The organism is Marinobacter daqiaonensis, assembly GCF_900115285.1.
GTDB lineage: Bacteria > Pseudomonadota > Gammaproteobacteria > Pseudomonadales > Oleiphilaceae > Marinobacter > Marinobacter daqiaonensis.
In genome coordinates this window covers 906871-932811 of the sequence record NZ_FOYW01000001.1, presented here as the reverse complement: position 1 = coordinate 932811, position 25941 = coordinate 906871, and the positions used below count along the sequence as shown (strand labels likewise).

At 60.6% G+C, this 25941-nt stretch carries 24 protein-coding genes; 17 read left to right on the top strand and 7 right to left on the bottom strand.

Features of this window, described 5'->3' with window-relative positions; translation table 11 throughout:
* Positions 1–14: 14 nt before the first annotated feature.
* Positions 15–830 (bottom strand): posphoenolpyruvate synthetase regulatory kinase/phosphorylase PpsR, encoded by an 816-nt coding sequence (gene ppsR / locus BM346_RS04305; RefSeq protein WP_092009192.1) that lies wholly within the window; start codon positions 828–830, stop codon positions 15–17.
* Between the two features lie 191 nt (positions 831–1021).
* Here ppsR and ppsA point away from each other — a divergent pair, with 191 nt between their 5' ends.
* Both ppsA and rraA read left to right on the top strand, forming a co-directional pair.
* Positions 1022–3394, top strand: a complete 2373-nt coding sequence (gene ppsA / locus BM346_RS04300; RefSeq protein ID WP_092009190.1) for a phosphoenolpyruvate synthase — start codon at positions 1022–1024, stop codon at positions 3392–3394.
* Positions 3395–3430: 36 nt separating this feature from the next.
* Positions 3431–3907 carry a ribonuclease E activity regulator RraA gene (rraA, locus tag BM346_RS04295; protein ID WP_092009188.1) on the top strand — a complete coding sequence of 159 codons (477 nt, stop codon included), beginning with the start codon at positions 3431–3433 and terminating at the stop codon, positions 3905–3907.
* Positions 3908–3969: 62 nt separating this feature from the next.
* On the opposite strand, the gene BM346_RS04290 is transcribed toward rraA, so the two are convergent.
* The 3 genes from BM346_RS04290 to BM346_RS04280 all read right to left on the bottom strand — a co-directional run bounded on the left by BM346_RS04290 (position 3970) and on the right by BM346_RS04280 (position 5638).
* Entirely contained in the window at positions 3970–4272 is a 303-nt protein-coding gene (locus BM346_RS04290; RefSeq protein WP_227662902.1) for a PilZ domain-containing protein, read from the bottom strand.
* Positions 4273–4496: 224 nt separating this feature from the next.
* On the bottom strand, positions 4497–5204 hold the full coding sequence (locus BM346_RS04285; protein WP_092009186.1) for a TIGR04211 family SH3 domain-containing protein: 708 nt from the start codon (positions 5202–5204) through the stop codon (positions 4497–4499).
* 134 nt (positions 5205–5338) lie between these two features.
* On the bottom strand, positions 5339–5638 hold the full coding sequence (locus tag BM346_RS04280; protein ID WP_092009184.1) for a YciI family protein: 300 nt from the start codon (positions 5636–5638) through the stop codon (positions 5339–5341).
* Between the two features lie 58 nt (positions 5639–5696).
* On the opposite strand from BM346_RS04280, the gene BM346_RS04275 reads away from it, so the two are divergent.
* Positions 5697–6578: a PHP domain-containing protein gene (locus BM346_RS04275; RefSeq protein WP_092009182.1), complete on the top strand. Its 882-nt coding sequence runs from the start codon at positions 5697–5699 to the stop codon at positions 6576–6578.
* A 16-nt stretch (positions 6579–6594) separates the two neighbouring features.
* Here the strand turns inward: BM346_RS04275 and BM346_RS04270 are convergent, their stop codons facing one another.
* Entirely contained in the window at positions 6595–7134 is a 540-nt protein-coding gene (locus BM346_RS04270) for a YecA/YgfB family protein (RefSeq protein WP_092009180.1), read from the bottom strand.
* Positions 7135–7209: 75 nt separating this feature from the next.
* Positions 7210–10503 (bottom strand): ribonuclease E, encoded by a 3294-nt coding sequence (gene rne / locus BM346_RS04265; RefSeq protein ID WP_092009178.1) that lies wholly within the window; start codon positions 10501–10503, stop codon positions 7210–7212.
* A gap of 873 nt (positions 10504–11376) precedes the next feature.
* On the opposite strand from rne, the gene rluC reads away from it, so the two are divergent.
* From rluC to BM346_RS04250, 3 genes are all read left to right on the top strand, one after another.
* Positions 11377–12273, top strand: a complete 897-nt coding sequence (gene rluC, locus BM346_RS04260) for a 23S rRNA pseudouridine(955/2504/2580) synthase RluC (protein ID WP_406812898.1) — start codon at positions 11377–11379, stop codon at positions 12271–12273.
* A 23-nt stretch (positions 12274–12296) separates the two neighbouring features.
* The gene (locus BM346_RS04255; protein WP_092009174.1) at positions 12297–12947 is read left to right on the top strand and encodes an HAD family hydrolase; all 651 of its coding nucleotides are present in this window, start codon (positions 12297–12299) and stop codon (positions 12945–12947) included.
* 344 nt (positions 12948–13291) lie between these two features.
* Positions 13292–14209, top strand: coding sequence for a S49 family peptidase (locus tag BM346_RS04250; RefSeq protein ID WP_227662903.1), 918 nt, complete (start codon positions 13292–13294; stop codon positions 14207–14209).
* Here the strand turns inward: BM346_RS04250 and BM346_RS04245 are convergent.
* On the bottom strand, positions 14196–14801 hold the full coding sequence (locus BM346_RS04245; RefSeq protein ID WP_092009170.1) for a Maf family protein: 606 nt from the start codon (positions 14799–14801) through the stop codon (positions 14196–14198). The genes BM346_RS04250 and BM346_RS04245 overlap by 14 nt on opposite strands.
* 184 nt (positions 14802–14985) lie before the next feature.
* Between BM346_RS04245 and BM346_RS04240 the strand changes: the two genes are divergently transcribed.
* From BM346_RS04240 to putA, 11 genes are all read left to right on the top strand, one after another.
* Positions 14986–15537: a YceD family protein gene (locus BM346_RS04240; RefSeq protein WP_092009168.1), complete on the top strand. Its 552-nt coding sequence runs from the start codon at positions 14986–14988 to the stop codon at positions 15535–15537.
* Between the two features lie 55 nt (positions 15538–15592).
* Positions 15593–15772, top strand: a complete 180-nt coding sequence (gene rpmF, locus BM346_RS04235) for a 50S ribosomal protein L32 (protein WP_092009166.1) — start codon at positions 15593–15595, stop codon at positions 15770–15772.
* Positions 15773–15836: 64 nt separating this feature from the next.
* Positions 15837–16838: a phosphate acyltransferase PlsX gene (gene plsX, locus BM346_RS04230; RefSeq protein WP_092009164.1), complete on the top strand. Its 1002-nt coding sequence runs from the start codon at positions 15837–15839 to the stop codon at positions 16836–16838.
* Between the two features lie 121 nt (positions 16839–16959).
* The gene (gene fabD / locus BM346_RS04225; protein WP_092009162.1) at positions 16960–17898 is read left to right on the top strand and encodes an ACP S-malonyltransferase; all 939 of its coding nucleotides are present in this window, start codon (positions 16960–16962) and stop codon (positions 17896–17898) included.
* A 64-nt stretch (positions 17899–17962) separates the two neighbouring features.
* Positions 17963–18706 (top strand): 3-oxoacyl-ACP reductase FabG, encoded by a 744-nt coding sequence (gene fabG, locus BM346_RS04220; protein WP_092009161.1) that lies wholly within the window; start codon positions 17963–17965, stop codon positions 18704–18706.
* Positions 18707–18824: 118 nt separating this feature from the next.
* A complete protein-coding gene (gene acpP / locus BM346_RS04215) occupies positions 18825–19058 on the top strand; it encodes an acyl carrier protein (RefSeq protein ID WP_091848505.1) in 234 nt (77 codons plus the stop codon).
* 107 nt (positions 19059–19165) lie between these two features.
* Entirely contained in the window at positions 19166–19993 is an 828-nt protein-coding gene (locus BM346_RS04210; RefSeq protein ID WP_092009159.1) for an aminotransferase class IV, read from the top strand.
* An 8-nt stretch (positions 19994–20001) separates the two neighbouring features.
* On the top strand, positions 20002–21063 hold the full coding sequence (gene mltG, locus BM346_RS04205; protein WP_092009157.1) for an endolytic transglycosylase MltG: 1062 nt from the start codon (positions 20002–20004) through the stop codon (positions 21061–21063).
* The gene (gene tmk, locus BM346_RS04200; RefSeq protein WP_092009155.1) at positions 21060–21707 is read left to right on the top strand and encodes a dTMP kinase; all 648 of its coding nucleotides are present in this window, start codon (positions 21060–21062) and stop codon (positions 21705–21707) included. The genes mltG and tmk overlap by 4 nt, the downstream gene beginning before the upstream one ends.
* A 12-nt stretch (positions 21708–21719) precedes the next feature.
* Entirely contained in the window at positions 21720–22496 is a 777-nt protein-coding gene (locus tag BM346_RS04195) for a helix-turn-helix transcriptional regulator (RefSeq protein WP_092009152.1), read from the top strand.
* 167 nt (positions 22497–22663) lie between these two features.
* The gene (putA, locus tag BM346_RS04190) at positions 22664–25846 is read left to right on the top strand and encodes a bifunctional proline dehydrogenase/L-glutamate gamma-semialdehyde dehydrogenase PutA (RefSeq protein WP_092009151.1); all 3183 of its coding nucleotides are present in this window, start codon (positions 22664–22666) and stop codon (positions 25844–25846) included.
* Positions 25847–25941: the final 95 nt, after the last annotated feature.

Genomic DNA, 25941 nt, shown 5'->3' with positions numbered 1-25941 from the left:
GCCTCAAGGAAACGTCAGCGCAGTCGCTTGAGGCCGGTGGTAACCATGATCCGGGTGGAGATTTCCTCCACCGAATAGGCCGTGGTGTTCATGAAGGGAATGCGCTCGCGCCGGTACATGGTCTCGATTTCCTCCACTTCGTGCATGCACTGCTTCATGGAGGCGTAGCGGGAGTTCGGCCGCCGCTCGTTGCGAATCACCGCCAGACGCTCCGGTTCGATGGTCAGTCCGAAGATCTTGTCCCGGTGAGGGCGCAGGACTTCCGGCAGCTGCTGATCGTCCAGGTCGTCGTCGGTAATGGGGTAGTTGGCAGCTTTCACACCATACTGCAGCGCAAGGTAGAGGCAGGTCGGCGTCTTGCCGCTGCGCGAGGCTCCCACCAGGATCAGGTCCGCCTCGTCGTAATGCCGTGTGCGGGCACCGTCGTCGTTGTCGAGAGCGAAGTTGACCGCATGGATCCGCTTCTCGTAGTTGCTCTCGTTGCTGATCGAGTGGGAGCGACCCACGGTGTATGAGGATGAGGCCTGCAGCTCCTGCTCCAGTGGATCCAGGAAGGTACCGAAAATGTCCACCATGAAGCCATCCGCCTTGCTGATGACCTTGCGGATATCCGCTTTCACGATGGTGTCGAAGACCAGTGGCCGCCCACCATTGTCCCGGGCTGCGGTATTGATCCTCTGAACCAGCTCTTCGGCTTTCTCCACATCGTCAATGTAGGGCACGGTCACGCGCTCGAATTCCACTTTCTCGAACTGAGCCAGCAGGCTGTTGCCGAGGGCCTCTGCGGTGAGGCCCGTGCCATCGGAAATGAAGAAGACAGTGCGTTTCATGAGCAGAGGTTCCCTAGGTAATTCTCACAGGTTACAGTATGATACACGCCAAATTCGAGAGTCAGGGGCAACCTTATCATTCCCTGGGCCATTCCGTGCAGCCTTTTCCGTTCGTACGGGTTCCCATTTACAGGGTTTGAGCGCTCCTCTATTCTTTGCTGTTTGCTCGACTGAACCAAGGGAGACGCGCTTTGGAAAACTACATTATCTGGTTTGAGAACCTGGGGATGTCAGATGTTGAACGGGTGGGGGGCAAGAATGCCTCACTCGGTGAGATGATCAGCAATCTGGCCAATGCCGGCGTGTCCGTACCAGGTGGTTTTGCGACCACGGCCCATGCCTACCGGGAGTTCCTGGCCAAGGACGGGCTGCGGGACCGCATCGACGAAGCGCTTGATGCCCTGGATATCAACGATGTCAACGAGCTGGCCCGGGTGGGTGCCGAGATCCGTCAGTGGGTTCTGGAGCAGCCGTTCCCCGCGGAACTGGAAAAGCACCTGGAGCAGGCCTTCATCAATCTTCAGGACGGCAACCGGAACCTGGCGGTTGCGGTTCGCTCCTCGGCCACGGCAGAGGATCTCCCTGACGCGTCCTTTGCGGGCCAGCAGGAAACCTTCCTCAATGTGGTGGGCTTCGAACAGGTAAAGACGTCGGTCAAGGAAGTGTTTGCCTCACTTTTCAATGATCGCGCCATTTCCTATCGCGTCCACCACGGCTTTGATCACAAGCTGGTGGCCCTGTCCGCCGGGATCCAGAAGATGGTTCGCAGCGAGACGGCTGCCAGCGGCGTCATGTTTACCCTGGATACGGAATCCGGCTTCCGTGATGTGGTCTTCGTGACCGCCTCCTATGGCCTTGGTGAAACGGTGGTCCAGGGGGCGGTCAACCCCGATGAGTTCTACGTTCACAAGCCGACCCTGGAAGAGGGTCGCCCGGCGGTGCTGCGCCGCAATCTGGGCAGCAAGGCCATCAAGATGGTCTATTCACCGGAGAAGGACTCGGAGCATTTCGTCAGCACCGTCAAGGTGGATCAGGATGACCGCAACCGTTTCTGTATCTCCGACGCCGAAGTGACCGAGCTGGCCAAGCAGGCCATGATCATCGAGCAGCACTACCAGCGGCCGATGGATATTGAATGGGCGAAGGACGGTGACGATGGCCGCATCTACATCGTTCAGGCCCGGCCGGAAACCGTCAAGAGCCGGGCCTCCGCCAATGTGATGGAGCGCTACCTGCTCAAGGAACAGGGCACCGTTATCGTCGAAGGGCGTAGCATTGGTCACAAGATCGGTAGTGGCGCTGTGCGGGTGGTGGACAGCATCAAGGACATGGACAAGGTCCAGGCGGGCGATGTTCTGGTCACCGATATGACCGACCCGGACTGGGAGCCGGTGATGAAGCGGGCGGCCGCCATCGTCACCGATCGTGGCGGGCGAACCTGCCACGCCGCCATTATCGCCCGTGAACTGGGTATTCCCGCCGTCGTTGGGTGCGGTGATGCCACCGAAATCCTCAAGGACGGCCAGGCGGTAACCGTCTCCTGTGCTGAGGGGGACACCGGTCTGATATACGAGGGCAGCCTGGACTTCGAATTGCGGGAAAACACCGTGGAGTCCATGCCCGACATTCCGTTCAAGATCATGATGAACGTGGGCAATCCCGACCGGGCCTTCGACTTCCAGGCGTTGCCCAATGAAGGGGTGGGCCTGGCCCGGCTGGAGTTCATCATCAATCGCATGATCGGCGTTCATCCCAAGGCTCTGCTCAACTACGACAGTCTGCCCCGGGACATTCGCCAGACCGTCGAAAAGCGCTTCTCCGGCTACGCTTCCCCGGTGGACTTCTATGTGGACAAGCTGGTGGAGGGTATTTCCACCCTGGCGGCCGCCTTCCATCCCAAGAAGGTGATCGTCCGCCTGTCCGACTTCAAGTCCAACGAGTACGCCAATCTGATTGGCGGCACCCTTTACGAGCCGGATGAGGAAAACCCCATGCTCGGCTTCAGGGGCGCGTCCCGGTATATTTCCGAAACCTTCCGCGACTGCTTTGAGCTGGAATGCCGTGCCCTGAAGAAGGTACGCGATGAAATGGGCTTCACCAATGTCGAGATCATGGTGCCGTTCGTGCGGACTGTGGGCGAAGCCAGCCAGGTAGTGGATCTGCTGGCGGAGAACGGCCTCCGTCGTGGCGATAACGGACTGCGGCTCATCATGATGTGCGAACTGCCGGCCAATGCTCTGCTGGCGGACCAGTTCCTGGAACATTTTGACGGCTTCTCCATCGGCTCCAACGACCTGACTCAGCTCACCCTGGGCCTGGATCGCGACTCTGGCATCATTGCCCATCTCTTCGACGAGCGCAATGAGGCGGTAAAGGCCCTGCTGTCCAATGCCATTCAGGCCTGCAAGAGGGCGGACAAATACATTGGCATCTGCGGTCAGGGTCCGTCCGATCACCCGGATCTGGCCAAGTGGCTGATGGATGAGGGCATCGATACCGTATCCCTGAACCCTGACTCCGTGCTCGACACCTGGTTCTTCCTGGCCGACGAATCCATTGACTGAACCGGTGCTGCGCCGGTAAAGAAGGAGACTGACAACGTGGACATCGTAACTCCCGATATCTGTGACGATCATCCCGAGGTGCAGGTGGTGGAGCCTGGCTTCCAGAATTTTGGTGGCCTGACCGCCTTCGGTGGCGAGATCGTCACCGTTAAGTGCTTCGAGGACAACTCCGTGGTCAAGGAGCAGGTGGCCCAGCCCGGAAACGGCCGTGTGATGGTGGTGGACGGCGGTGGCTCCAGGCGCGCTGCGCTGCTGGGGGATATGCTGGCGGAACAGGCCTCTGAAAACGGCTGGGCGGGGCTGATCATCTACGGCTGCATTCGGGATGTGGACGTGATTCGCCAGACCCACCTGGGCGTCCAGGCACTGGCAACCCACCCCCGCAAGACCGAGAAGAAGGGGATCGGTGATCTGAACGTGCCGGTCACCTTTGGCGGTGTGACCTTCCAGCCAGGGCACTATGTTTATGCCGATAACAATGGCATCGTCGTATCAGCTGAAAAACTGGGCTGAGACGGCGCCGCTGGATAGCCCTGAAGCAAAAAGGCCCCGGATATTCTCCGGGGCCTTTTTCGTCAGTACCTGACCTTCTCGATGGTAACGCCAAGGAGGTGGCCGTCACCTTCGGGTTCCGCTCGCAGAACCCGCACTTCCGTCTCGAAAGGTGGGAACTGCTCGCTGGTCGAGGGTAGCAGAGTGTGGAGGACGGTGCCCTCAGGAATGTGGCGGTCCACGTAGAGCTGCATTCCGGTGCCGCTCAGGTCACGACACACTCCGCTGAATGACCGGCCTTCACCGTCGGTAATCTGGATTTCAGAATTGACCTGCATCCGGTGAAAATCCCGTTTTTCCGAGTAATCCCTCATGGTCATTGACATGACTACCCCTTCCAATTGTCGTTTGCGAGACTCGGGTAATAAGCGAGCCTCTCTAAGTCCTTTTAGCGGTTATGTGTGATCGGGTCAAAGAACCTGACGTCATAACGGGCGTATAAGACCATGAATTCGGTATCAGGGAAGTGAACTCCTACCCATATCTGGTGGCTTGCCGGGCGCCTCGTGACACGACCGATCTGGTTGCGGAGAAAAAGGCCTGACAGGTATCAGGCCCAGGTATCGTTCTTTTTCGTGGGTTTCAGCAAGGGAAGGATCACGGCCAGGAACATGCCGAGAATCAGCAGGCCTGCCCCCAGAAGCATGAAGTCGGATTCCTTCTTTCCTTCCAGCCGTTCCACCTCCGCTGTCAGAACCTCAACCTCGTTCCTGAGCTTCTGATTGCTCTCTTGAAGTTCACGGTTCCGGCGATCAAGGTTCAGGGCATTGGCGGACACTGATCGGATCTGCTCCAGTTCCCTGCTCAGTTCCTCAACCTTCTGCTCCAGGCGCTGCTCCCGGCTGGACAGCTGGTCGCGCTCACCCGCGACCTCTGTCATCCGGGACTGAAGTTCCACGAGACGGGAGCGGGTCTCTTCCAGTTCCTTTTTTGCCGCTTCCAGCCGGTCCGCGGCGATAGGCTGGTTGGTCAGATACCGGGAAGGAATCCAGCCCTCTATCCCGGCGGGTGTACGGATACGGCTATACCCGGATTCTTCGGAACGCTCCAGTAACTCCACCGGGGTGCCGCTTCGCAGGCCGTTATGGAGTATGCGGAACTGGGTGCCCTGTCCACTGCGGACCGGTGCGTAGAGGGTATCGTCGATATAAACGGTACGTGCCTCTGCAACGCCTGCCGCCATCATCAGCAGGAGCAGCGGGAGAAGCAGGTGGCGGGTTATTCGGTAGAATCCGTTAAGGGTTACGGCACTGGCCATCACGGCGTTGATTCCTGGGAGTTGCGAAACGGGTTTACGGGAAGGATCAGCCTGAAATTTTGTCATATGTGAGCATTTGATCAAGTGGCCTGTAATTACAATGCGCTCATTTTGTCGGAAACCGGCGGTTCTGCTCAGGGCAGAACCGCCTTGAAGGGCTTGACCGTAACCCGTTGGTAGACACCGGCCGCCACATAAGGATCGGCATCGGCCCACTGCCGGGCGTCCTCCAGGGAGTCGAACTCGGCGATAACGAGACTGCCGGTAAAGCCGGCGTCACCCGGTTCCGGTGTATCGAGGGCGGGATGGGGACCGGCGACCAGTAGCCGACCTTCATTCTTGAGCTGCTCCAGGCGCTGGATGTGGTCCGGTCTTGCCTCCTTGCGCAGGGGCAGGCTGTTGGTGACGTCTTCGCTCATAATGGCGTAATACATGAGGAACCTCCCGGGGTCGTGATAAACTGCTGGTGCTATTCATAAAACAGGGTAATTCGTGACTATACCGCAGCAAGGGCACCAATGCATTGACCTTCATTGCCACAGCACCGCTTCCGACGGCGCCCTGCGCCCCGATGAACTCGTGGAGCGGGCGGCGGCCAAGGGCGTAACCCACCTTGCCCTGACCGATCATGACACCCTTGAGGGTATCGCTGAGGCGCAGCAGGCCGCCCGGCTGGCCGGCATCAGCCTGATCAGCGGTATTGAGCTCTCCTGCGTCTGGCGCAAGAACACGATCCATATCGTGGGACTGGATATGGACCTGAACGATCCCGTGTTTCTCGAACGGGTGGCGGGGCAGGAGGCCAACCGCTGGCGCAGGGCGTCGGTCATCGCGGAGAAACTGCGCAAGCACGTGAACGGCTGCCCGGAGGATATCCTGGCCCGGGCAACAGTGTCAGCCAACGGCGACGTACCCGGTCGCCCCCATTTCGCCAGGGTTCTGTCGGACGAGGGTCTGGTCAGGGACATTGCCCAGGCCTTTCAGAAATACCTTGGCGCGGGAAAGCCCGGTGACGTGAAGGCCTTCTGGCCGGAACTCGAGGAAGTGGTCGGGTGGGTCAATGACAGCGGCGGCATCGCCGTGGTTGCGCATCCCCGGAAATACCGCCTGACGGCTACGAAGCTGCGGGAACTGGTGTCGGATTTCATGGCGGCTGGCGGCGAGGGGATTGAGGTGGTTACCTCCGGCCAGTCCAGTGGCGACCTGGGTTTTCTGACGGAGTTGTGCCGACGGCAAGGCCTGCTGGCATCCCGGGGCAGTGACTTTCACTACCCCGGAGCCGGCTGGTGTGAGCTGGGCCGGATTCCGGAACTCCCGGAAGGTCTGACCCCGGTGTGGCAGAAATTTCGTGAGCCGGTAATGCCGGCTCACTGATATTCCACAAGTGACGCTATTCCGGCGCGTGGAACAACAGGTAAAGGTCGGTCACATTGTCCGGAATGGCATCGGCCATCTGCTGGGCCAGCTTGTCGTCTTCCCTGGCCTTGCGGAAGTCCTCGTCATCGAACAGCCCTGACAATGTCAGCATGGGCACCATCAATTCAGCGGTTTCCGCCTCATCGGCGGCAAGCCACTCATCCTCATGCTCAAGGAAGCAGTCAACGAAGCCGGCACACCAGTTTTCCAATGCATTCATCGGATCGCCGTCTTCCGGTTCGGGCAGTTCCAGGGGCTGTCCCATGTCGAGTGAGTGGGCCAGGCTCTGGGCCAGTTGGCCGGTAAGGCGAACGAAAACCGCCGGCACATCGGCGTCCCTGAGCTCGTCCTGGCCGGTGGCGAGCCGGAACATCTCCAGGGAAGTCAGTTCCCGCGGACCGACGACGCTGGCACAGACAAGACCGTGAAGCCCGAAGAAGTCCAGAGACTCCTCCCCCCAGGGCTCCGCGAAGAGGATGTCTTCCAGCGCTTCGATTTCGTCGTTTTTCAGCATTCAACTGCTCCTGGCGCGAGGCCCTAATGGACTATCACGGATACCTTAGAGCGGTATCCGTGAAGGTTTCAACGCTTACTGCTCAGAGCTGTCCGCCCCGTCGCTCTCTTTTTTCCCTTTTGTGGCCCCGTCGTCGCTGGTGCCTTGCTCCGCCTTGCGTGCGGCCTCGGCGGCGCGCTGGCGCTTGCGGACTTCCCGTGGGTCATTGTAGGCACGTCCCGGTGTAACGGGAACATCCGGCACTTCTTCGGGCGCCGTTTCCGTGGGGGTTTCCGGAAGAGGCGTGGCCGGCGTGGTCTCGTTCGGTACCGACGGCGTATCGGCAGCCGTCGACTCCGTGGGCGTCCCGGATTCGGGAGCCTTCACGTCGCTGGCGCTGGCATCTTCCTTCTTTGCCGGTACGGGTGCTGACGTCTCCTCCGCGGGAGTCTCGGCTTTGCCAGAGTCAGTTGCGGGCACGGGCGCCTCGGACGACTCCTCGGCCCTGGCCGGAATATTCTCTGGCTTGCTCTCGACAGGTGCTGCTTTATCAACCGGTTCTTCCGGCAACCTTGCTTCGGCGTTCACGGGGACCTCGGCGACCGGCTGATCCGGCTTTCCGGGAACTTCCCCGGTTTTTGACGTCTCCGCCGTGTCGGTGCTGGCTTTTTCCGCCGTCTGCTCCGGTTTAGCCGATTGTTCCGGCTTGTCGGGAGCCGCCTGCGGTGCCCTGCCTCGGGGTTCGCGCCGGGCCTGCTTGCCTTCAGTCGTTTCACCGGCATCCGGTCCGGGGCTCTCGGCCTTTACTGGCTCGTCGCTACCGGGGACAGGTGCGTCCCGGGACTCAGCCGCGACTTTTTTCTCCTCAGTCGGCTTGGTGCCGGCTGACTCACGGGGCGCACCGGCTTCGCCGGACTTCTGGTCCCGAACCCTGTCACCGGTGTCCTTGCGGCCGCCTTCATCAGGCTGAGGCTTTTCCCCGGACTTCACCGTATCCCGGTCCGCTGGCTCGCCCTGATGCTTCTCGGTCCGTTCCGTCTTGCGACTGGCTGGCGTGGAAGCCGGGGTCTCCGCCGGTGAGCCGTCGCGGTTGCGCTGGCGCCGGTTACGGCGGGGCCTGTCGCTCTTCGGGGCGCCCTTATCCTGGCTCTTGTCCTTGTCCTTGTCCTTGTCCTTGTCCTTGTCGGCCGGCTTGTCCTCGGGTGCCTTGGTCTCAGAGGGCTTACCCTTGGGCTTCTCCTGGCTGTCAGCCGGGCCCTTGCCGTTCTTCTGGCCGCCGCCGCGACGATCATCCTGACGTGGCTCCCTGGACTCCTTCTGGTCTTTCTGGTCCTTCTGGTCTTTCGGGCCGCCTCCTTTTTGACCGGCCTCCTTTTGCTGACCTTCGCGGCCACCGGCCTGGTCCTGGCGGTTATCCCCGGAGCGACCACCGCGATTGCGGCCCCGGCTGCCACGGCCACCACGGGCACGACCGCCACCACTGCGGCCATCCTCGTCACGACCCTGGCCATTGCCGCGACGCTCCTGCTCGCCTTCCTGGCGGGCGCCGCCAGCCTGGTCCTCCCGGGCTACCCGGGTCTTACGGCGATCCTGACGGTCCTGGCGCGCCTGCTGGGGGCGGCCGCCGGCTGATTCCCGGCTGCGTTCCTCTTCAGTGCCTTCGGCTCCAAACAGGCTGGCAATCTTGCGTGAGAGTTTGCGGAACACGCCTTCCTCGGCCACCTCCTCGGCGGGCTTGGCGGCCTCCCGGGCGGGGGCCGGAGTCGATGCCGGAGCAGGAGCCGCAGGCCGGATCGCCTTGACGGCCGCCTCTTCGCGGGGAGGAACCTCGCGGGAAACCTGGGCTTCCGATTCTTCCTCCTCCCGAGCTGAATATTCCTCCGCTACCTGGTAACTGGAGACCTTTTCACCAGCCTCATCTTCCCGTACACGGATGATCTCGAAGTGGGGTGTTTCCATGTGCGGCGCCGGTACCACCACGATCTCGACTTCCTGGCGGGCCTCGATATCGGCGAGCTGCTTGCGTTTCTCATTGAGCAGGAAGGTGGCGACGGGCACCGGTACCACGGCCCGGACCTCGCCTGTCTTGTCCTTGGAGGCTTCCTCGAAGATCAGGCGCATGATGCTCAGCGCGAGGGACTCGATGCCCCGGATCGTGCCCTGGCCGCTGCAGCGGGGGCATACTTCACTGCGGGTCTCGCCGAGGGACGGGCGCAGCCGCTGCCGGGACATTTCCAGCAGCCCGAAGCGGGAGATCTTGCCCACCTGGACCCGGGCCCGGTCAATTTCCAGGGCCTGGCGAACTTTCTGTTCCACCTCCCGCTGGTTACGGGCAGGCGTCATGTCGATGAAGTCGATGACGATCAGGCCGCCCATGTCCCGCAGGCGAAGCTGCCGGGCGATTTCCTCGGCGGCTTCCAGGTTGGTCTGCAGGGCGGTCTCCTCGATGTCCTGGCCCTTGGTGGCCCGGGAGGAGTTGATGTCGATGGATACCAGGGCCTCGGTGGGGTCGATGACAATGGAGCCGCCGGAGGGGAGCTTTACTTCCCGCTGGAAGGCGGTCTCTATCTGGCCTTCGATCTGGTAACGGCTGAACAGGGGAATTTCATCATCGTAGAGCTTGATCTTGCTTTCAAAGCTGGGCATGACCGCGCGGACAAAACCGAGCACGTCTTCATAAACGGCGGCGGAGTCGATCAGCACCTCGCCAATGTCCTGGCGGAGATAATCGCGAACGGCCCGGATGATGACGTTGCTTTCCTGATGGATCAGGAACGGGGCCTTACGCTCGCCGGCGGCCTTGGTGATGGCCTCCCAGAACAGGACCAGGTAATCCAGGTCCCACTGAAGTTCCTCGGAGGAGCGTCCGATGCCGGCTGTGCGAACGATGATGCCCATGGACTTGGGCACCTGAACGTCGTTCATGGCTTCCTTGAGCTGGGCCCGGTCATCGCCCTCGATCCGCCGGGAAATACCGCCGGCACGGGCATTGTTGGGCATCAACACGAGATAGCGCCCGGCAAGGGAGATGAAGGTGGTAAGAGCCGCGCCCTTGTTGCCGCGCTCCTCCTTGTCCACCTGCACGATCACTTCCTGGCCTTCGGAGAGCGCGTCCTTGATGTTGATCTTGCCTTCGATCTGGCCGGGCTGTTTCTTGAAGTATTCCTTGGAAATTTCCTTTAACGGAAGGAAGCCGTGGCGTTCCGCGCCAAAGTCCACGAACGCGGCTTCGAGACTGGGTTCAACGCGGGTAATGCGGCCCTTGTAGATATTGGCCTTTTTCTGTTCCCGGGTGGAGGATTCGATATCGAGGTCGAACAGCCGCTGGCCATCGACCAGCGCAACGCGCAACTCTTCAGGGTGAGTTGCATTGATGAGCATTCTTTTCATGGAAAAGACGATTCCTGTCAATTGGTTAAGACAGGAAACCGCGGGAGGTCACGAAGCACGAACTGCGTGCGGCAGGGGTTACAGACCCCTGCTGCCAGACCGGTCAGGCGAATGCGGTTGAAGGCATTCCGGGGCCGGGGATGCCACCATTGCTTTCCGCGCCTGCGGACAGGGGGTGCAGCGTTGGGGGCAAAATCTGTGTACGCATATTACGCATCTTTTGGCTCACACTGGTGCCTGGGTCTCACGTCGTATTGGTTAGCTGGACGGCCCGGCCCTGCGTGCTGGTGTAAATCTTCGCTTTTCCCGCAGGGGTTTCCTGCGTCGTTACTGTCTTGCCCGGTCAGAACCTGTCTGTTTCGTCCGACGCCTTTTTTGCGTCATCGGAGGCAGGTGATCTCGCCATAATACCGGCGGACACTCCGGGCATGTTGTTGCAAGTGCCTCACTCCAGCCGGATCATATAGGCTGGAAGAGTCGAGGATGGCGGCATTGCTGGCCCATGGGCCGTGGCCGACATCCCGGTTTCTTTCATAGCTGCATCGCTGCTTCTGCCGTGACTGTTGCCGTAGGTGATGCCGATATGATCAGGCATCCGGCATTCAAACTCCCGGGCAGTGTCTGTATACTTCCACCGCTCCGGCGGTCGGCATGATGGCCGGGCCGTAGACAAACGGCAAAGCATGCCGGAATATAGCAGTAATACCGCACTCCATCAATCCCGAGTCCCAGGATCCCGCACCCGTCATGGCCGCACCCCCCCGCAGTAAATCCAGTGCAAGCAAGGGTAGACCAGCGAGCCATGCCGCCACGGCCCGAAACGACGCTCCGCCAGGTGCTGCCGCAGTGCAGTGGGTGACCGTTGAGCCGGACATGGCCGGGCAGCGGCTGGACAATTTTCTCATGGCCCGCCTGCGCGGGGTACCCAAGAGCAAGATCTACCGCATTGTCCGCAAGGGCGAAGTGAGGATCAACAAGGGCAGGGTGCGACCCGATACCCGTGTGCAGGCGGGAGATCTGGTCCGGATTCCGCCCGTGGTCAAGCCGGAAAGGTCCACCCCTACGGTGCCCGGTGACCGGGTTCAGGCGGTCATGCAGCACGCTGTCGTGTTTGAGGATGATCACATGCTGGTGGTGGACAAGCCCGCCGGTATTGCGGTCCACGGCGGCAGCGGCCTGGATTTCGGGCTGATCGAGGTTCTGCGGGCGGCAAGGCCCGAGGCGCGGTTTCTTGAGCTTGTGCATCGGCTTGACCGTGATACCTCCGGTCTGGTGATGGTGGCCAAGAAGCGTTCCGCCCTCCGGTTTCTTCAGGAGGATCTCCGTCAGCGACGGGTTTACAAGCATTATCACGCCCTGGTGAGCGGACACTGGCCTGTCAGCGTATCAGAGGTTAATGCTCCGCTGTTGCGGTACGAGATGCCGAATGGCGAGCGACGGGTCAGGGTGGATGTTGACGGGAAACCATCACTCACCCGCTATCGCGTGCTGGATACCTGGCAGGGTTACAGCCTGGTGGAGGCATCGCCGGTTACCGGGCGGACCCACCAGATCCGGGTGCACTGCGCTGTTACCGGTCACCCCATTGCCGGCGATGACAAGTATATGGATGTGGCCAGTCAGAGGGCGTTTCGCAGTCAGGGAGGCAGCCGTCTGATGCTGCACGCCCGGGCGCTGGAGTTCCGCCACCCCGAGGGGGAGCGGTGGGTGCGTCTTGAGGCTCCCTACGACACGGCGTTTAACCAGGTGCTGGCCGCGCTTTCCCGCTGAACATCCTTAATTCAAGGTGTTTTATGACCTATAGATTGGTGATTTTTGACTGGGATGGAACCCTGGTGGATTCGGTGGAGCACATTGCCGAAAGCCTGCATCAGGCGGCTACGGAGCTGGGTTTTCCGGCCCGTGAGCGTGAAGCCTACCGGGATATCATCGGGCTGGGCATGGTCGAGGCCCTGGAAGCTCTTTATCCCGGAATCAGCCGGGATCAGATGATGTCCATCCGGGAAGGTTACGCCAATTATTTCTTCGCAAAGAAAACCCTCCCCCAGAACGTCTTTGAGGGTATGGCCGACGTGGTCGCCGATCTGAAGCTGGGGGGCCGCAGTGTCGCGGTGGCCACCGGAAAAAGTCGTCGGGGACTGGATTCTGCCCTCGGCACCAGTGGGCTCGGGCCCCATTTCGACATTACCCGCTGTGCCGATGAGACCCGGTCCAAGCCAGACCCGAGAATGCTGGTGGAAATACTGGAACATTTCGATATTGAGCCCCGCGACGCAGTGATGATCGGCGACACCCGGTATGATCTTGAGATGGCCCGCCGCATCCAGATGCCGGCCATTGGGGTGGAGTGGGGCGTCCACAAGCGCGAAGAGCTGGGCAGGTACGATCCCGTTCGTGTGGCGGCCAGTGTATCGGAGCTTCGGGAGGCCCTGGGGCTGCACTAGGTGATTTTTGCCGCGGAATCCGCGGAAGTACGCGGAAAGAAAAATTAAATCCGGCCACGGAGTCCACGGAAGGACACGGAAAAGGGCGAAAAAGAAAAGGTAGGGGGGCAAGATGATGCGTTGATAGTGCCCGCCCGGTGTTTCTGTTTTTCTATCTTTTCATTCCGTGTTCTTCCGTGGATTCCGTGGCTACTTTTTTCAGCGTGCTTCCGCGGGTTCCGCGGCTAAACAAACAGATAACGAGGTAATGCATGTCAGTATGGAACTCCGATGACCGGGACGACTCCTCGCAGTCCGGTCGGCAGTCAGGGGCATCTGCTTCGGGATCGTCCACGGAATCGAAGATGCTGGAGAAACTGGTCGGGTCGATGACCGCCGAGCAGCGTCGGAGCCGCCGTTGGGGGATCTTTTTCAAACTGCTGACTTTCATTTATCTTTTTGCCCTGCTGTTCATGTTCCGTGCGCCGTTAACCGGTGGTCTGGGGGTTTCCGGCGTCGAGGCGCACACCGCCGTGGTGCAGGTTGAGGGTGCCATCGCCTCGGACACCTATGCCAGCGCGGACAACATTGTTGGCGCATTGCGCCGGGCCTTCGAGGCGGAAAATTCAGCGGCGGTTATTCTGCGGATCAACAGTCCCGGGGGCAGTCCGGTGCAGGCAGGCTATGTCTACGACGAAATCCTGCGGCTGAGGGATGAGTACCCGGACAAGAAAGCCTATGCGGTTATTTCCGATATCGGGGCTTCCGGCGCCTATTACATTGCTGCCGCGGCCGATGAGATCTACGCCAACAAGGCCAGCCTGGTAGGTTCCATCGGTGTGGTGTCCGGTGGTTTCGGCTTTACCGAGCTGATGGACAAGGCCGGCGTGGACCGTCGTCTTTATACGGCTGGCGAGAACAAGGCGTTCCTGGATCCGTTCTCTCCGGAGGAACAGGAGGAGGTCGAGTTCTGGAAGAGCGTGCTGGAAAACACCCACAACCAGTTCATCGAGCAGGTGAAAAAGGGGCGTGGTGATCGCCTGGTGGACAATGACAAGTTGTTCAGTGGTCTGGTGTGGACCGGTGAGCAGGCCCAGGAGCTGGGCCTGGTGGATGGTCTGGGCAGTGCTTCCTGGGTGGCCCGTGAACTGGTCGGGCACGAGAACCTCGTGGACTATACCCCGAGGCCGTCACCGCTGCGGGAGTTCACCGACATGCTTGGCGTGGCCATTGCCAGCGCCCTGGGCGATCAGTTGATCGAGTCGCGTTTCAACCTGCGCTGAAGGTTAGCGGATTGAGGCCCCTGGCTCGCAGCAGGTCGGTCAGGGCCATCAATGGCAGCCCTACCAGGGTGTTGGGGTCCCGGCCCTCAAAGCCCTCGAACAGGGTGATGCCCAGGCCCTCCATCCGGAAGCTGCCGGCGCACTGATAGGGCTGTTCCCTTTTCAGGTAGCCGTCGATTTCTTCCCATGAGAGGGTGCGGAAACGAACGGTGAACGTTTCGTGCCTTACCTCGACCGCGCCGCCTGCCGAATCATACAGGGCCAGGCCGGTGAAAAAGGCGACGGATTGGCCGCTGCATTCAGCGAGTTGCTCGCAGGCGCGCTCATGGTTACCGGGCTTGCCCAGTATGGTGCCGTTCGCGAGAGCCGCTACCTGGTCCGAGCCGATGATCAGGTGCGCCGGGTAGCGATCGCCAAGTGCCCGTGCCTTCGCGGCGGAGAGTCGCTCCACCAGCTCCGGTGCGGTTTCTCCGGGGGTGGGGCTCTCGTCAATGTCCGGGCTGGCCCATTCAAAAGGCAGCTCCAGTCGTTCCAGCAGCTCTCTGCGCCAGGGGGATGAAGATGCCAGAACAAGGGCCGGGGACTGGGGCATGACAAACTCCTTTATCGTGTGATCGGAACCATAGCCCTTTGGCCCCGGCTTCGTCCATAAAGGGGTTCTCCGAGTCCTCATTCAGTTAATTAGCGGCGGTAGATAACGAATTACCCTGATGGGAGGCCATTAGCCGCAGGAAGTCTTTGACAGGGCGGGTTTGCGTCCCTAAAATTGCGCGCCTATGTCAAATGCCGAATTGCCCAGGTCTGTCGACTTTCACCGCATGGCGGAAACCGGTGCCGAACTGGAGGGAACTGTTCCTCTGGTGAGGCTCGATCGTTTCCGAAACGCGGTGTTCGCCATTCCGGAGGGCGGCGATTGTCTGGTGCGTCTTGAGTTCAGTGCGGACAGCCAGCGGCGGCGGATTGTCCGCGGCGAGCTGGAAACCGATGTCGAACTCGAATGCCAGCGCTGCATGAGCGGAATGACTGCCCATGTGAGTTCCGCTTTCGAGCTGGGTCTTGTGACCAGCGACGACAAGGCGCGCCAGTTGCCCTCGGAGCTGGAACCGTTCGTCGTCGAGGGAGAGGCCCTGGATCTGTGGACCATGGTCGAGGACGAGTTGCTGCTTGCCTTGCCAGCCTATCCGTTACACGAGCGGGAAGACTGCCCGGCAACGGCGGACCTTGAGGCTCTCGAGGCTGATCCAGCGGCGAGTCCGGAGCCAGATCCGGAGGATAAACGCGAGAATCCTTTCAAGGTGCTTGAAGGGCTTAAGAAGACCAGGCACTAGCCACAAATTACACGTGCCGGATGGCACACACAGTTAACAGGTCAGGAGTACAGTCATGGCTGTCCAGCAAAACCGTAAAACCCGCTCCAAGCGCGACATGCGTCGTTCCCACGATGCCCTGAGCAAACCGACCCTGTCCACCGACCCGACCACGGGCGAAGTTCATCGTCGTCACCACGTCTCTCCGGACGGCTTCTACCGCGGCAAGCAGGTCATCGAAGCTCAGGACGAATAAGTGTCGGCCCCCCGTGTCATCCGATGGCTTGGGGGTCAGGTACAGGCGCAGGTGAGATAGCACGGTGACCTCCGTAACCCTCGCAATTGATGCCATGAGTGGTGACCGGGGACCTGAAGTCGCCGTCGCTGCTGCCCTTGAGGCGGTTGAAGAAAACAAGGCCTTGACGTTGATTCTGGTGGGTAACCAGGTGCAGCTCAAGGCCTTGTTGCATTCAGGGCATCCCCGAATCCGTATCAGGCCTGCGCTTGATGTCGTGCGGATGAATGAACGTCCCTCCCATGCCCTCAGGCACAAGCAGAATGCGTCCATGGCAGTAGCCCTGCGTCTGGTGCGGGACGGCGAGGCCCAGGGCTGCGTCAGCGCCGGCAATACCGGTGCGCTGATGGCGTTTGGCCGATCCATTCTGAAGATGTACCCGGGTATTGAACGCCCTGCCATTACCAAACTGATTCCGTCACTGCGCGGCCAGTGCCATGTGCTGGATCTCGGAGCGAATGTGGATGCCAGCGCGGAAAACCTCTATCAGTTTGCGTTGATGGGGTCGCTCATGGCCTCCGCCGTCAATGCGACCCTGGAGCCGCGGGTGGCTCTGCTGAACGTGGGCGAGGAGGAGATCAAGGGGAATGAGCAGGTTCGTCTCGCCTCCCACATGCTGGCACAATGTGAAACCCTGAACTACATCGGGTATGTCGAGGGCAGTGATCTGTTCCGCGATGTAGCGGACGTGGTGGTCTGTGACGGCTTCGTGGGCAATGTTGCCCTCAAGACCGGGGAGGGGGTAGCCGGCATGTTGATCGAGCTGCTGGAGCGGGCCTTTACGGGAAATCTTTACGGTCGTCTGGTAGGCTTTCTGGCACGTCCCATTATTGGCCGGCTGCTGCGGGACATGGACCCGTCACGCCATAACGGGGCCAGCCTGCTGGGTCTGCAGGGGGTTGTGATCAAAAGCCATGGCAACGCCAATGAGCGGGCGATGAAGGCGGCGATACGGCAGGCCGTCCGGGAAGTGGAGCTGGAGGTTCCAAGGCGCATCAACGAACGTCTTGATGACCTGATTATCTGAGGACCGGATGTCGGCCAGTCAGAAGCCTACGACCTTCCGGCAAGGCCCGTGGTTCTCCGGCACTATTGCTTGTACTATTGGCTAATCTTACTGAACCACCAACCACGGTAAAATTTTCGTCATGAAAACAGCATTTATATTTCCGGGACAAGGGTCTCAGTCAGTTGGTATGCTCAGCACCGCTTCAGAGTCCTGGACGGTGATCGAGCAGACCTTTACGGAGGCCTCCAATGTGCTGGGCTATGATCTGTGGGATCTGTGCCAGAATGGTCCGACGGAAGAGCTCAACCAGACCATGGTGACCCAGCCCGCGCTCCTGACCGCCAGCATCGCTCTCTGGCGCCAGTGGTTCATCGGCGGTGGCTCCGAGCCGGACTATCTGGCGGGACACAGTCTGGGGGAGTACAGCGCACTGGTGGCTGCCGAGAGTCTGGATTTTGCCGATGCCATCCGCCTGGTGCGGTTGCGGGGCGAACTCATGCAAACCGCGGTTCCGGCCAGTGCCGGCCGTATGGCGGCGATACTGGGTCTTGAGGATGCGCAGGTGATCGCCGCCTGTGAAGAGGCGGCAGGGGACCAGGTGGTTTCAGCGGTAAACTTCAACGCTCCGGGGCAGGTGGTTATCGCCGGAAACCGGGAGGCGGTGGAACGGGCCATCGAGATCTGCAAGGAGAAGGGCGCCCGCAAGGCGATGCCGTTGCCGGTCAGTGTTCCGTCTCACTGTTCACTGATGAAAGGTGCTGCCGAGGAACTGGCCAAGGCCCTTGAAGACGTCAGTTTTGGCAATGCCCTGACGCCTGTGGTGCAAAACGTCTCCGCGGAACTGGTTCAGGACGCCGACGAGCTGAAAAAGAACCTGGTTGAGCAGCTGTATTCACCGGTTCGATGGACCGATTCCATGGAGTTGCTGGGGGAAGAGGGTGTTTCCGAAGTGGTCGAGTGTGGTTCGGGCAAGGTTCTGGCGGGGCTTGCCAAGCGCATCGACCGCAGCCTGAACGTCTACAATATCGAGACCCCGGAAGGCCTTGAAGCAGCGCTGGAAGCCTTTCGGAAAGCCTGAATCTCAATGACCGCCCGGCCAACGCCGGGCTGGACCTCTGACTGTAAATGGAAGGGAGCATTCCATGTCTCTTGACGGCAAGATCGCACTGGTGACCGGTGCCACCCGTGGCATTGGCAAGGCCATCGCCGAGGCTCTGGGCAAGCAGGGTGCCACCGTGGTGGGCACGGCAACGTCCCAGGGTGGCGCAGATACCATTTCCGACAATCTCAAGGCCGCCGGCATCCAGGGCTTTGGCATGGTGATGGATGTGTCCGACCCCGAAAGTATTGATGCCGGTCTCAAGAAAATGACCGCCGAGGTGGGCGCACCGCTGATTCTCGTTAATAATGCGGGCATTACCCGTGATAACCTGTTAATGCGTCTGAAGGATGACGACTGGTCTGCGGTGATCGAGACCAACCTGGCCAGCGTGTATCGCCTGAGCAAGGCGGTACTGCGCGGTATGGCAAAAGCCCGTTGGGGTCGCATCATCAATGTCAGTTCCGTGGTGGCGGGCATGGGTAATGCCGGTCAGGTCAACTACTGCGCGGCCAAGGCCGGGGTGGAGGGCTTTACCCGCAGCCTGGCAAAAGAAATGTCCAACCGGGGCATTACCGCCAATTGCGTGGCTCCGGGCTTTATTGATACGGATATGACCCGCAAGCTGGATGAAAGCCAGCGCGAGGCTATGCTGGTAAACATCCCGGCAGGTCGCCTGGGCGAGCCGGAAGAGGTTGCCGGGGTCGTGGCTTTCCTGGCATCCGATGCCGCCGCTTACGTGACCGGGGATACCATCAACGTCAATGGTGGCATGTACATGGGCTGACGGGGGGTAACCCCTTTATCCCAATCGAATTTACTATCGTCCCTGCTTGTCTGCAGGTGGGGTTTACCATAAACTGGCAATCATTCGTTGCCTGGTTGATAAAAAAAGTGAGGAAATTATGAGTACAGTTGAAGAGCGCGTTAAGAAGATTGTTTGTGAACAGCTGGGCGTTAAAGAGTCCGAAGTTCAGAACTCTTCTTCTTTTGTAGAGGACCTTGGCGCTGACTCACTGGACACCGTTGAGCTGGTCATGGCACTCGAAGAAGAATTCGAGACCGAAATTCCCGACGAAGAAGCAGAGAAGCTGACCAGCGTTCAGGATGCGATTGACTACATCAACGCACACAGCTGATCGCCTGATTCTTCTGTAAGCCAGGCCAAGGCCGCCCTGCTTCCATAGGCAGGGCGGCTTTTTTATGTCGCCCGTTTATTCGGGCGGGGGATGGCGAAGGGTGACCAATGGTTTCGATACTCCTGACAAATTCACCCGATGACCCGGTGCTGATACCGGGCGATGACCGGGGGCTTGCCTATGGCGACGGCCTGTTTGAAACCCTCCGTGTCCGTAATGGTCGGCCTGAACTGGTGGAGGGGCATCGATCCCGGATGCTGGCAGGCGCTGCCAGACTGTCGATTCCGTTCCGCGCCCGGCATTTCGATCAGGCTCTGGAGCAGGCCGCGCCACTCATCGCCTCACGGTCCGGGTCTCATCCCCTGGTACTCAAGCTCCTGTTGAGCCGCGGCAGCGGAGGCCGGGGCTACCAGCCGTCCCCGAATCCGCAACCGCGTCTGCTGGTCTCTCTCCACGAGGCGCCGCCGACACTGCCGGAGGGCGGTGTCGATGTCTGTGTCTCGGGCATTCCATTGACGATAAATCCCTATCTTGCCGGTCTGAAAACCCTCAATCGCCTTGAGCAGGTTCTGGCCAGCACCGGAATTCCGCAGCACTGTTACGAGGCGCTGATGATGGGTGATCGGGGAGACCTGCGGGAGGGCACCAAGACCTGCCTTCTGTTCCGGTGGCGGGGGCAGTGGCTGACACCGCCCCGTCACGAGGTAGCGGTGGACAGCGTCATGCTGCGTCACCTCGGGCGCAGGCTCGAGGAAGCCGGCGAACCGGTGATGGAAGATTATCTGACGCCCGACAAGTACCAGGGCAATGATTTCGAAGGGCTTCTGCTGGTAAACAGTGTGATCGGAGCCGTGCTGGTAAAAACCCTGGAGGGGGAACGGTTGCCTCATTCCGAGCACCTTGCGACAATCGTCAGCCTTGCCGAAAACCTTTAGGAGTTGCATTGATCAAGTCACTTCTGCTCGCCCTCGTCGCTCTCACGGTCGTGGTCCTTGCCGGCGCGGGTCTATGGACCTGGCAGGGACTGAAGTCCCTCGAGGCGAACGCCGGCCTGGATGAGCCCACCCTTTATCTGGTGCCCAGAGGAACCTCCTTCCAGGCCGTTGCCAGGGAGTTCGAGCAGAACGGATGGGTGGATGATGCCCTCTGGCTGAAGCTGTTTGCCCGTCTGGAGCCTGAAAATACCTCGATTCGTGCCGGTGAGTACGAATTCCTGCCAAGTATGTCACCGAAGGACATGCTCGCCCTGATGGTCAGCGGACGCACCAAGATCCGTAGCGTGCAGTTTATCGAAGGGCGCCGTTTTGTTGATGCCAGGGTGGCCCTGCAGGAGGCGCCGCACCTGGAGCAGAAAACCGCGGACTGGTCCGCCGGGGAGATCATGGCCGCCCTCGGGGATGAGGGGGCCCATCCGGAGGGGCGCTTTTTCCCGGATACCTACGCCTACAATCGTGGCGATACCGACCTGGATATCCTCCGCCGCGCCTACGAACGCATGAATGAGGTGCTCGCGGAGGAGTGGGAGAACAGGGCCGATGAACTGCCCTATGATAATCCCTACGAAGCCCTCATCATGGCGTCCATTATCGAGCGCGAAACCGGTGTGCCGGATGAGCGCCAGGACATCGCCGGCGTGTTTGTCCGTCGGCTGGAAAAGGGGATGCGACTGCAAACGGATCCCACTGTGATCTACGGTATGGGCGATGCCTACCAGGGCCGCATAACCCGCCGCGACCTGCGTACATACACCCCATATAACACCTACCGTATTTCCGGTTTGCCGCCGACCCCCATCGCGCTGCCCGGTCGGGCCTCCATTCACGCAGCGTTGCACCCGGCCGAGGGGGATTATCTGTACTTCGTGGCGAAAGGCGATGGCAGCCACCAGTTTTCCCGCACTCTTGAGGATCACAACCGGGCGGTGCGGGATTACCAGCTCAACCGGCGCAAGGATTACCGGTCCTCTCCAAGGCCTGACCCCAGCCCGACTGGTGACAGCCAGTGAGCCGGGGCCAGTTCATTACTTTCGAGGGTACGGAAGGAGTGGGCAAGTCGACCCAGCTTGCCACTGCCAGGGCCGCCCTGGAGGGCGCCGGCAAGGCCGTGATGGTGACCCGGGAGCCCGGCGGCACTCCCATGGCGGAAGCCATTCGTGAACTCCTGCTGGCACCGAGGGACGAGCCCGTAAACGAACTGACCGAGCTGCTACTGATGTTCGCGGCCCGGGCCCAGCATCTGCACAGCCGGATCCTGCCCGCCCTGGAAGCCGGTGCGTGGGTGCTGTGTGACCGCTTTACCGATGCCACCTATGCCTACCAGGGAGGAGGTCGCGGCGTCCCCCGGGAACGCATTGCCGCTCTGGAGCAGCTGGTGCAGGGAGATATCCGGCCGGATCACGTCATCCTGCTGGATGCGCCGGTGGATGTGGGCATGGCCAGGGCAAGACATCGCAGCGAACCGGATCGCTTCGAGCTGGAAAAAGCGGCTTTCTTTCAGCGCATCCGCGACTGTTACCTGGCCAGAGCCAGGGAGTATCCGATGCGCTATCATATTGTGGATGCCTCGCGGTCCCTCGAGGAGGTGAGCGGGCAGGTGACCGGGTTAATCCGACGACTGGCTGACGGTGAACCCTGTAAGACACAGTTGTAAACTGGTGCCCTCATGTTGTCAGCCCGTTTGCAGTCGCTTCCGGAATTCACTCACCAGCATCGTCATGAACATCACCAGGCGGTGATCAGTGTCTATGGCGGCGCGGAAGTGAGCGTGGACGGTCGCGAGGGGCGCCTGGACACCTGGCGGGCCTGCCTGGTACCGGCGGATGTTCGCCACGAATTCTCCGGCGCCCGGGAAAACCAGGTGCTGGTTATCAATGTGGATGCATGGCATGCCGGGGCGGACGAAGCCCGCCACCGGGATTTCGTGGTCATCAACCGCCTGTTCCAGCGGCCGGCAGTGGTGGAACTGGACACCCACCTGCAACAGCTGGTGCAGTTATCCGCTGGTGAAATCCGGCGCTCCAGCGGTGACGAGGGGATTCGCAACCACCTGGCCACCGCCATTCTTCTCGCGCTGTCCGAGCGGCTCAACCAGGCACTTCCCGACCCCCGCGCCAAACGGCCCACTCTTGACCCGGAAACCCTGCGCCGCTTCGTGCTGGAGCACCTCAGCCAGCGCATTACGGTGGAGGATCTGGCCGGCATTGCCTGCCTCAGTACCAGCCGTTTTCATGAGGTTTTCCGTGAGACCATGGCCACGAGTCCCCACCAGTTCCTGATGAATACCCGCCTTGATCAGGCCTGCCAGTTACTGCGCACCACCTCCCTGACAGTGGCCAGCATCAGCTCACGGACCGGCTTTTCCAGTCAGTCCGCGCTCACCACCGCATTGCGCAAGCATCGGGGAATGACACCCTCGGAGCTTCGCTTGCGGACCCCGTAATGCCGTTTTGATAATGATCAGAACCTGAAATATCGGACGAATCAGAAAATATTCCGTAGTTTTTTGAAAGCCAGCGCGTTGTTTCGCGACTAGATTACAAGACTATTACTCCAACCTGTATTTAAACAGGGGAGGTTTGTCTGATCGCTGAACAGAAGAGGGCTGATATGTTTTCTGCATCCAACGTGCTCGGGCCGGCATTCCAGGAGCAACCCCGGGGCTGGTTCTGGCAGGCTATCACGGAAAACTACGCGGTTGATGAGGCGAGCTATCTGCGCGAGCTGATGAAACTTGCCCGCAGTGACGCGGCCGAAAAAAAGGCGGTCACGGAAACAGCCACAAACCTGATCCGCAAGGTTCGCGAGCAGGACGACGCCGTACACATGATCGATGCGTTGCTGCAGGAGTACAGCCTGGATACGGAGGAGGGCATCCTGCTGATGTGTCTTGCGGAAGCGTTGATGCGGATTCCGGACAAGCACACCGCCGACGCCCTCATCCAGGACAAGATTTCAACGGCGGACTGGAAAAAACATGTCGGCCGCAGCGAATCCACACTGGTGAATGCCTCCACCTGGGGTCTTCTGCTGACGGGCCGGGTGGTTAAGATGGACAAGCGACTGGACGGCTCGCCCTCCAGCATCTGGAGTCGCCTGGTCAAGCGTAGCGGCGAACCGGTGATCCGCAGTGCCATGTACCAGGCCATGGCCATCATGGGAAAGCAGTTCGTCCTTGGCCGCGACATCGATGAGGCCCTGAAGAACGCCCGGGAATACCGTGACCAGGGCTACACCTATTCCTTCGACATGCTGGGCGAGGCGGCGATGACCCACGACGACGCCACCCGCTACCTCAAGTCCTACCGTGACGCCATTGCCAGCGTCGGTCGTGACAGTTACCCCACCGACAAGGCACCCAGGCCTTCCATCTCCATCAAGCTCTCCGCTCTTCATCCCCGCTATGAGGAGGCGCAGGAAGACCGGGTCATGACCGAGCTCTACGACACGCTTGTGGAGCTGCTGCGTTTCGCCCGGGAGCAGGACGTTTCCATCACCATCGATGCGGAGGAAATGGATCGTCTTGAGCTGTCTCTCAAGCTGTTCGAAAAGGTTTTCAGCAACGGCGTTGTCCGTGGCTGGGGTGGTTTCGGCATGGTGGTTCAGGCCTACTCCAAGCGCGCCCTGCCGGTACTTTGCTGGCTCAACAAGCTGGCCAGGGAGCGGGAAGACGAAATACCCATCCGGTTGGTGAAGGGGGCCTACTGGGACACCGAGATCAAACTGAGCCAGCAACTGGGAGCGGATGGCTATCCCGTGTTCACCCGCAAGGAGGCTACCGACACTTCCTATCTGGCCTGCCTGAGATTCCTGCTCAGCGATTATACCGAGGGCGGTCTCTATCCCCAGCTGGCCTCTCACAATGCCCACACGGTCGCGTCCGTGCTGGCGATGGCCAAGCGCAAGGGTCGCAGGTTCGAGTTCCAGCGCCTCCATGGTATGGGCGATGCCCTGTACAACACCATTCTGGACAATGAAGACGTGCCGGTACGGATATACGCACCGGTTGGTGCCCACAAGGACCTGCTTCCCTACCTGGTGCGCCGCCTGCTGGAAAACGGGGCCAACTCCTCCTTCGTGCACCGGCTGGTGGATGCCCGTACGCCCATCGAGGAGCTGGTAAAGAACCCGGTCGAGGAGCTGGAGAAGTACCAGAGCCTGCCCAATGACCGGATTCCCCTGCCCAGGGATATCTACGGATCGGAGCGGCCCAACTCGCGGGGCATGAATATTCATGTGGAAGCCGACCGCGAGCCGCTGCTCAAGGCCATGGCCAGCTGGTCGGACAAGCAGTGGCAGGCTGGTCCGGTGATCAATGGCGAGCGTCGCAGCGACGGCGACAGCAAAACCGTTTACGCTCCCCACAATCAGAGCGATCGGGTGGGTCAGGTGGTCTGGACCAGCGAGGCTCATGCCCGTGAAGCACTGGACGTGGCCAGCCGGGCTTTCCCGAGCTGGAACGAGCGCCCGGTGGACGAGCGAGCGGCCTGTCTGGAGCGCTACGCCGACCTCATGGAAAAGCACATGGAAGAGCTGATGGCGATCTGCTGCCGTGAAGCGGGCAAGACCCTGCAGGATGGCATCGATGAAGTCCGGGAGGCCGTGGATTTCTGCCGCTATTACGCGCTTCAGGGCAGATCCCGTTTTGGCAGGCCAATAGCGCTGCCCGGCCCTACCGGCGAAAGCAACGAACTGTATCTTGAAGGCCGGGGCGTGTTTTTGTGCATCAGCCCGTGGAACTTCCCGCTTGCCATCTATACGGGCCAGGTGATGGCTGCGCTGGTATCCGGTAATACCGTGATCGCCAAGCCGGCGGAACAGACCAGCCTGGTGGCCAGCCGTGCATTCGAACTGATGCTCGAAGCCGGTTTCCCCAGGGATGTCATCCAGTTCCTCCCCGGCGACGGCGCCACCATTGGCGGAACCCTGGTGCCGGATGAGCGCATTGGCGGGGTCGCCTTCACGGGCTCCACCGGCGTGGCCCACCTCCTGAACCGCCAGCTGGCCGATCGCAAAGGCGCCATCGTGCCGCTGATCGCTGAAACCGGTGGCCAGAACGCCATGATCGTGGACTCCAGCGCGCTGCCGGAACAGGTGGTGCGTGATGTGGTGCAGTCTGCCTTCGCCAGTGCCGGGCAGCGTTGTTCCGCCCTGCGGGTGCTGTATCTTCAGAGGGACGTGGCGGACCGCATGGAAAGCCTTCTCGCCGGTGCCATGAAGGAGCTGACCGTTGGTGATCCCGCCTATCACAACACCGATGTGGGGCCGGTCATTGACGAAGAGGCAAGGGCCGGCCTCAGCAGGCATCTTAAAGAACTCGGTGCGTCCGACGCCCGTTTCGTTGCCGAAACCCCCTTGCCGGATGACTGTGACAAGGGCTGCTTTATTGCCCCCTCGGCTTATGGCATCAGTGGCATCGGTGACCTGAAGACGGAGCATTTCGGTCCCATACTCCACGTGGTCCGCTACGAGGCGGAAAAGCTCGACCAGGTGATCGACAGCATCAACGCAGCCGGTTACGGGCTGACCCTGGGCATCCATAGCCGCAGTGAAGCCACTGCCGCCTACATCGAGCGCCGGGTCAAAGTGGGCAACACCTACATCAACCGGAACCAGATCGGGGCGGTGGTCGGCGTACAGCCATTCGGTGGCCGCGGCCTCTCCGGGACCGGTCCCAAGGCCGGCGGACCTCACTATCTCCTCCGGTTTGCCACCGAGCGGACCCGCACAATCAATACAACGGCGGTTGGCGGCAACGCCTCTTTGCTGTCCCTGGGTGTGGAGAAAGTCTAGCGCGATTCAGATAACAATGACCGGGAACGGGCCCCGGGCAGTGTGGAATATCAAGAAAAACAGCCCGCAACTGTGCATTCAAGGGAGAACGACTT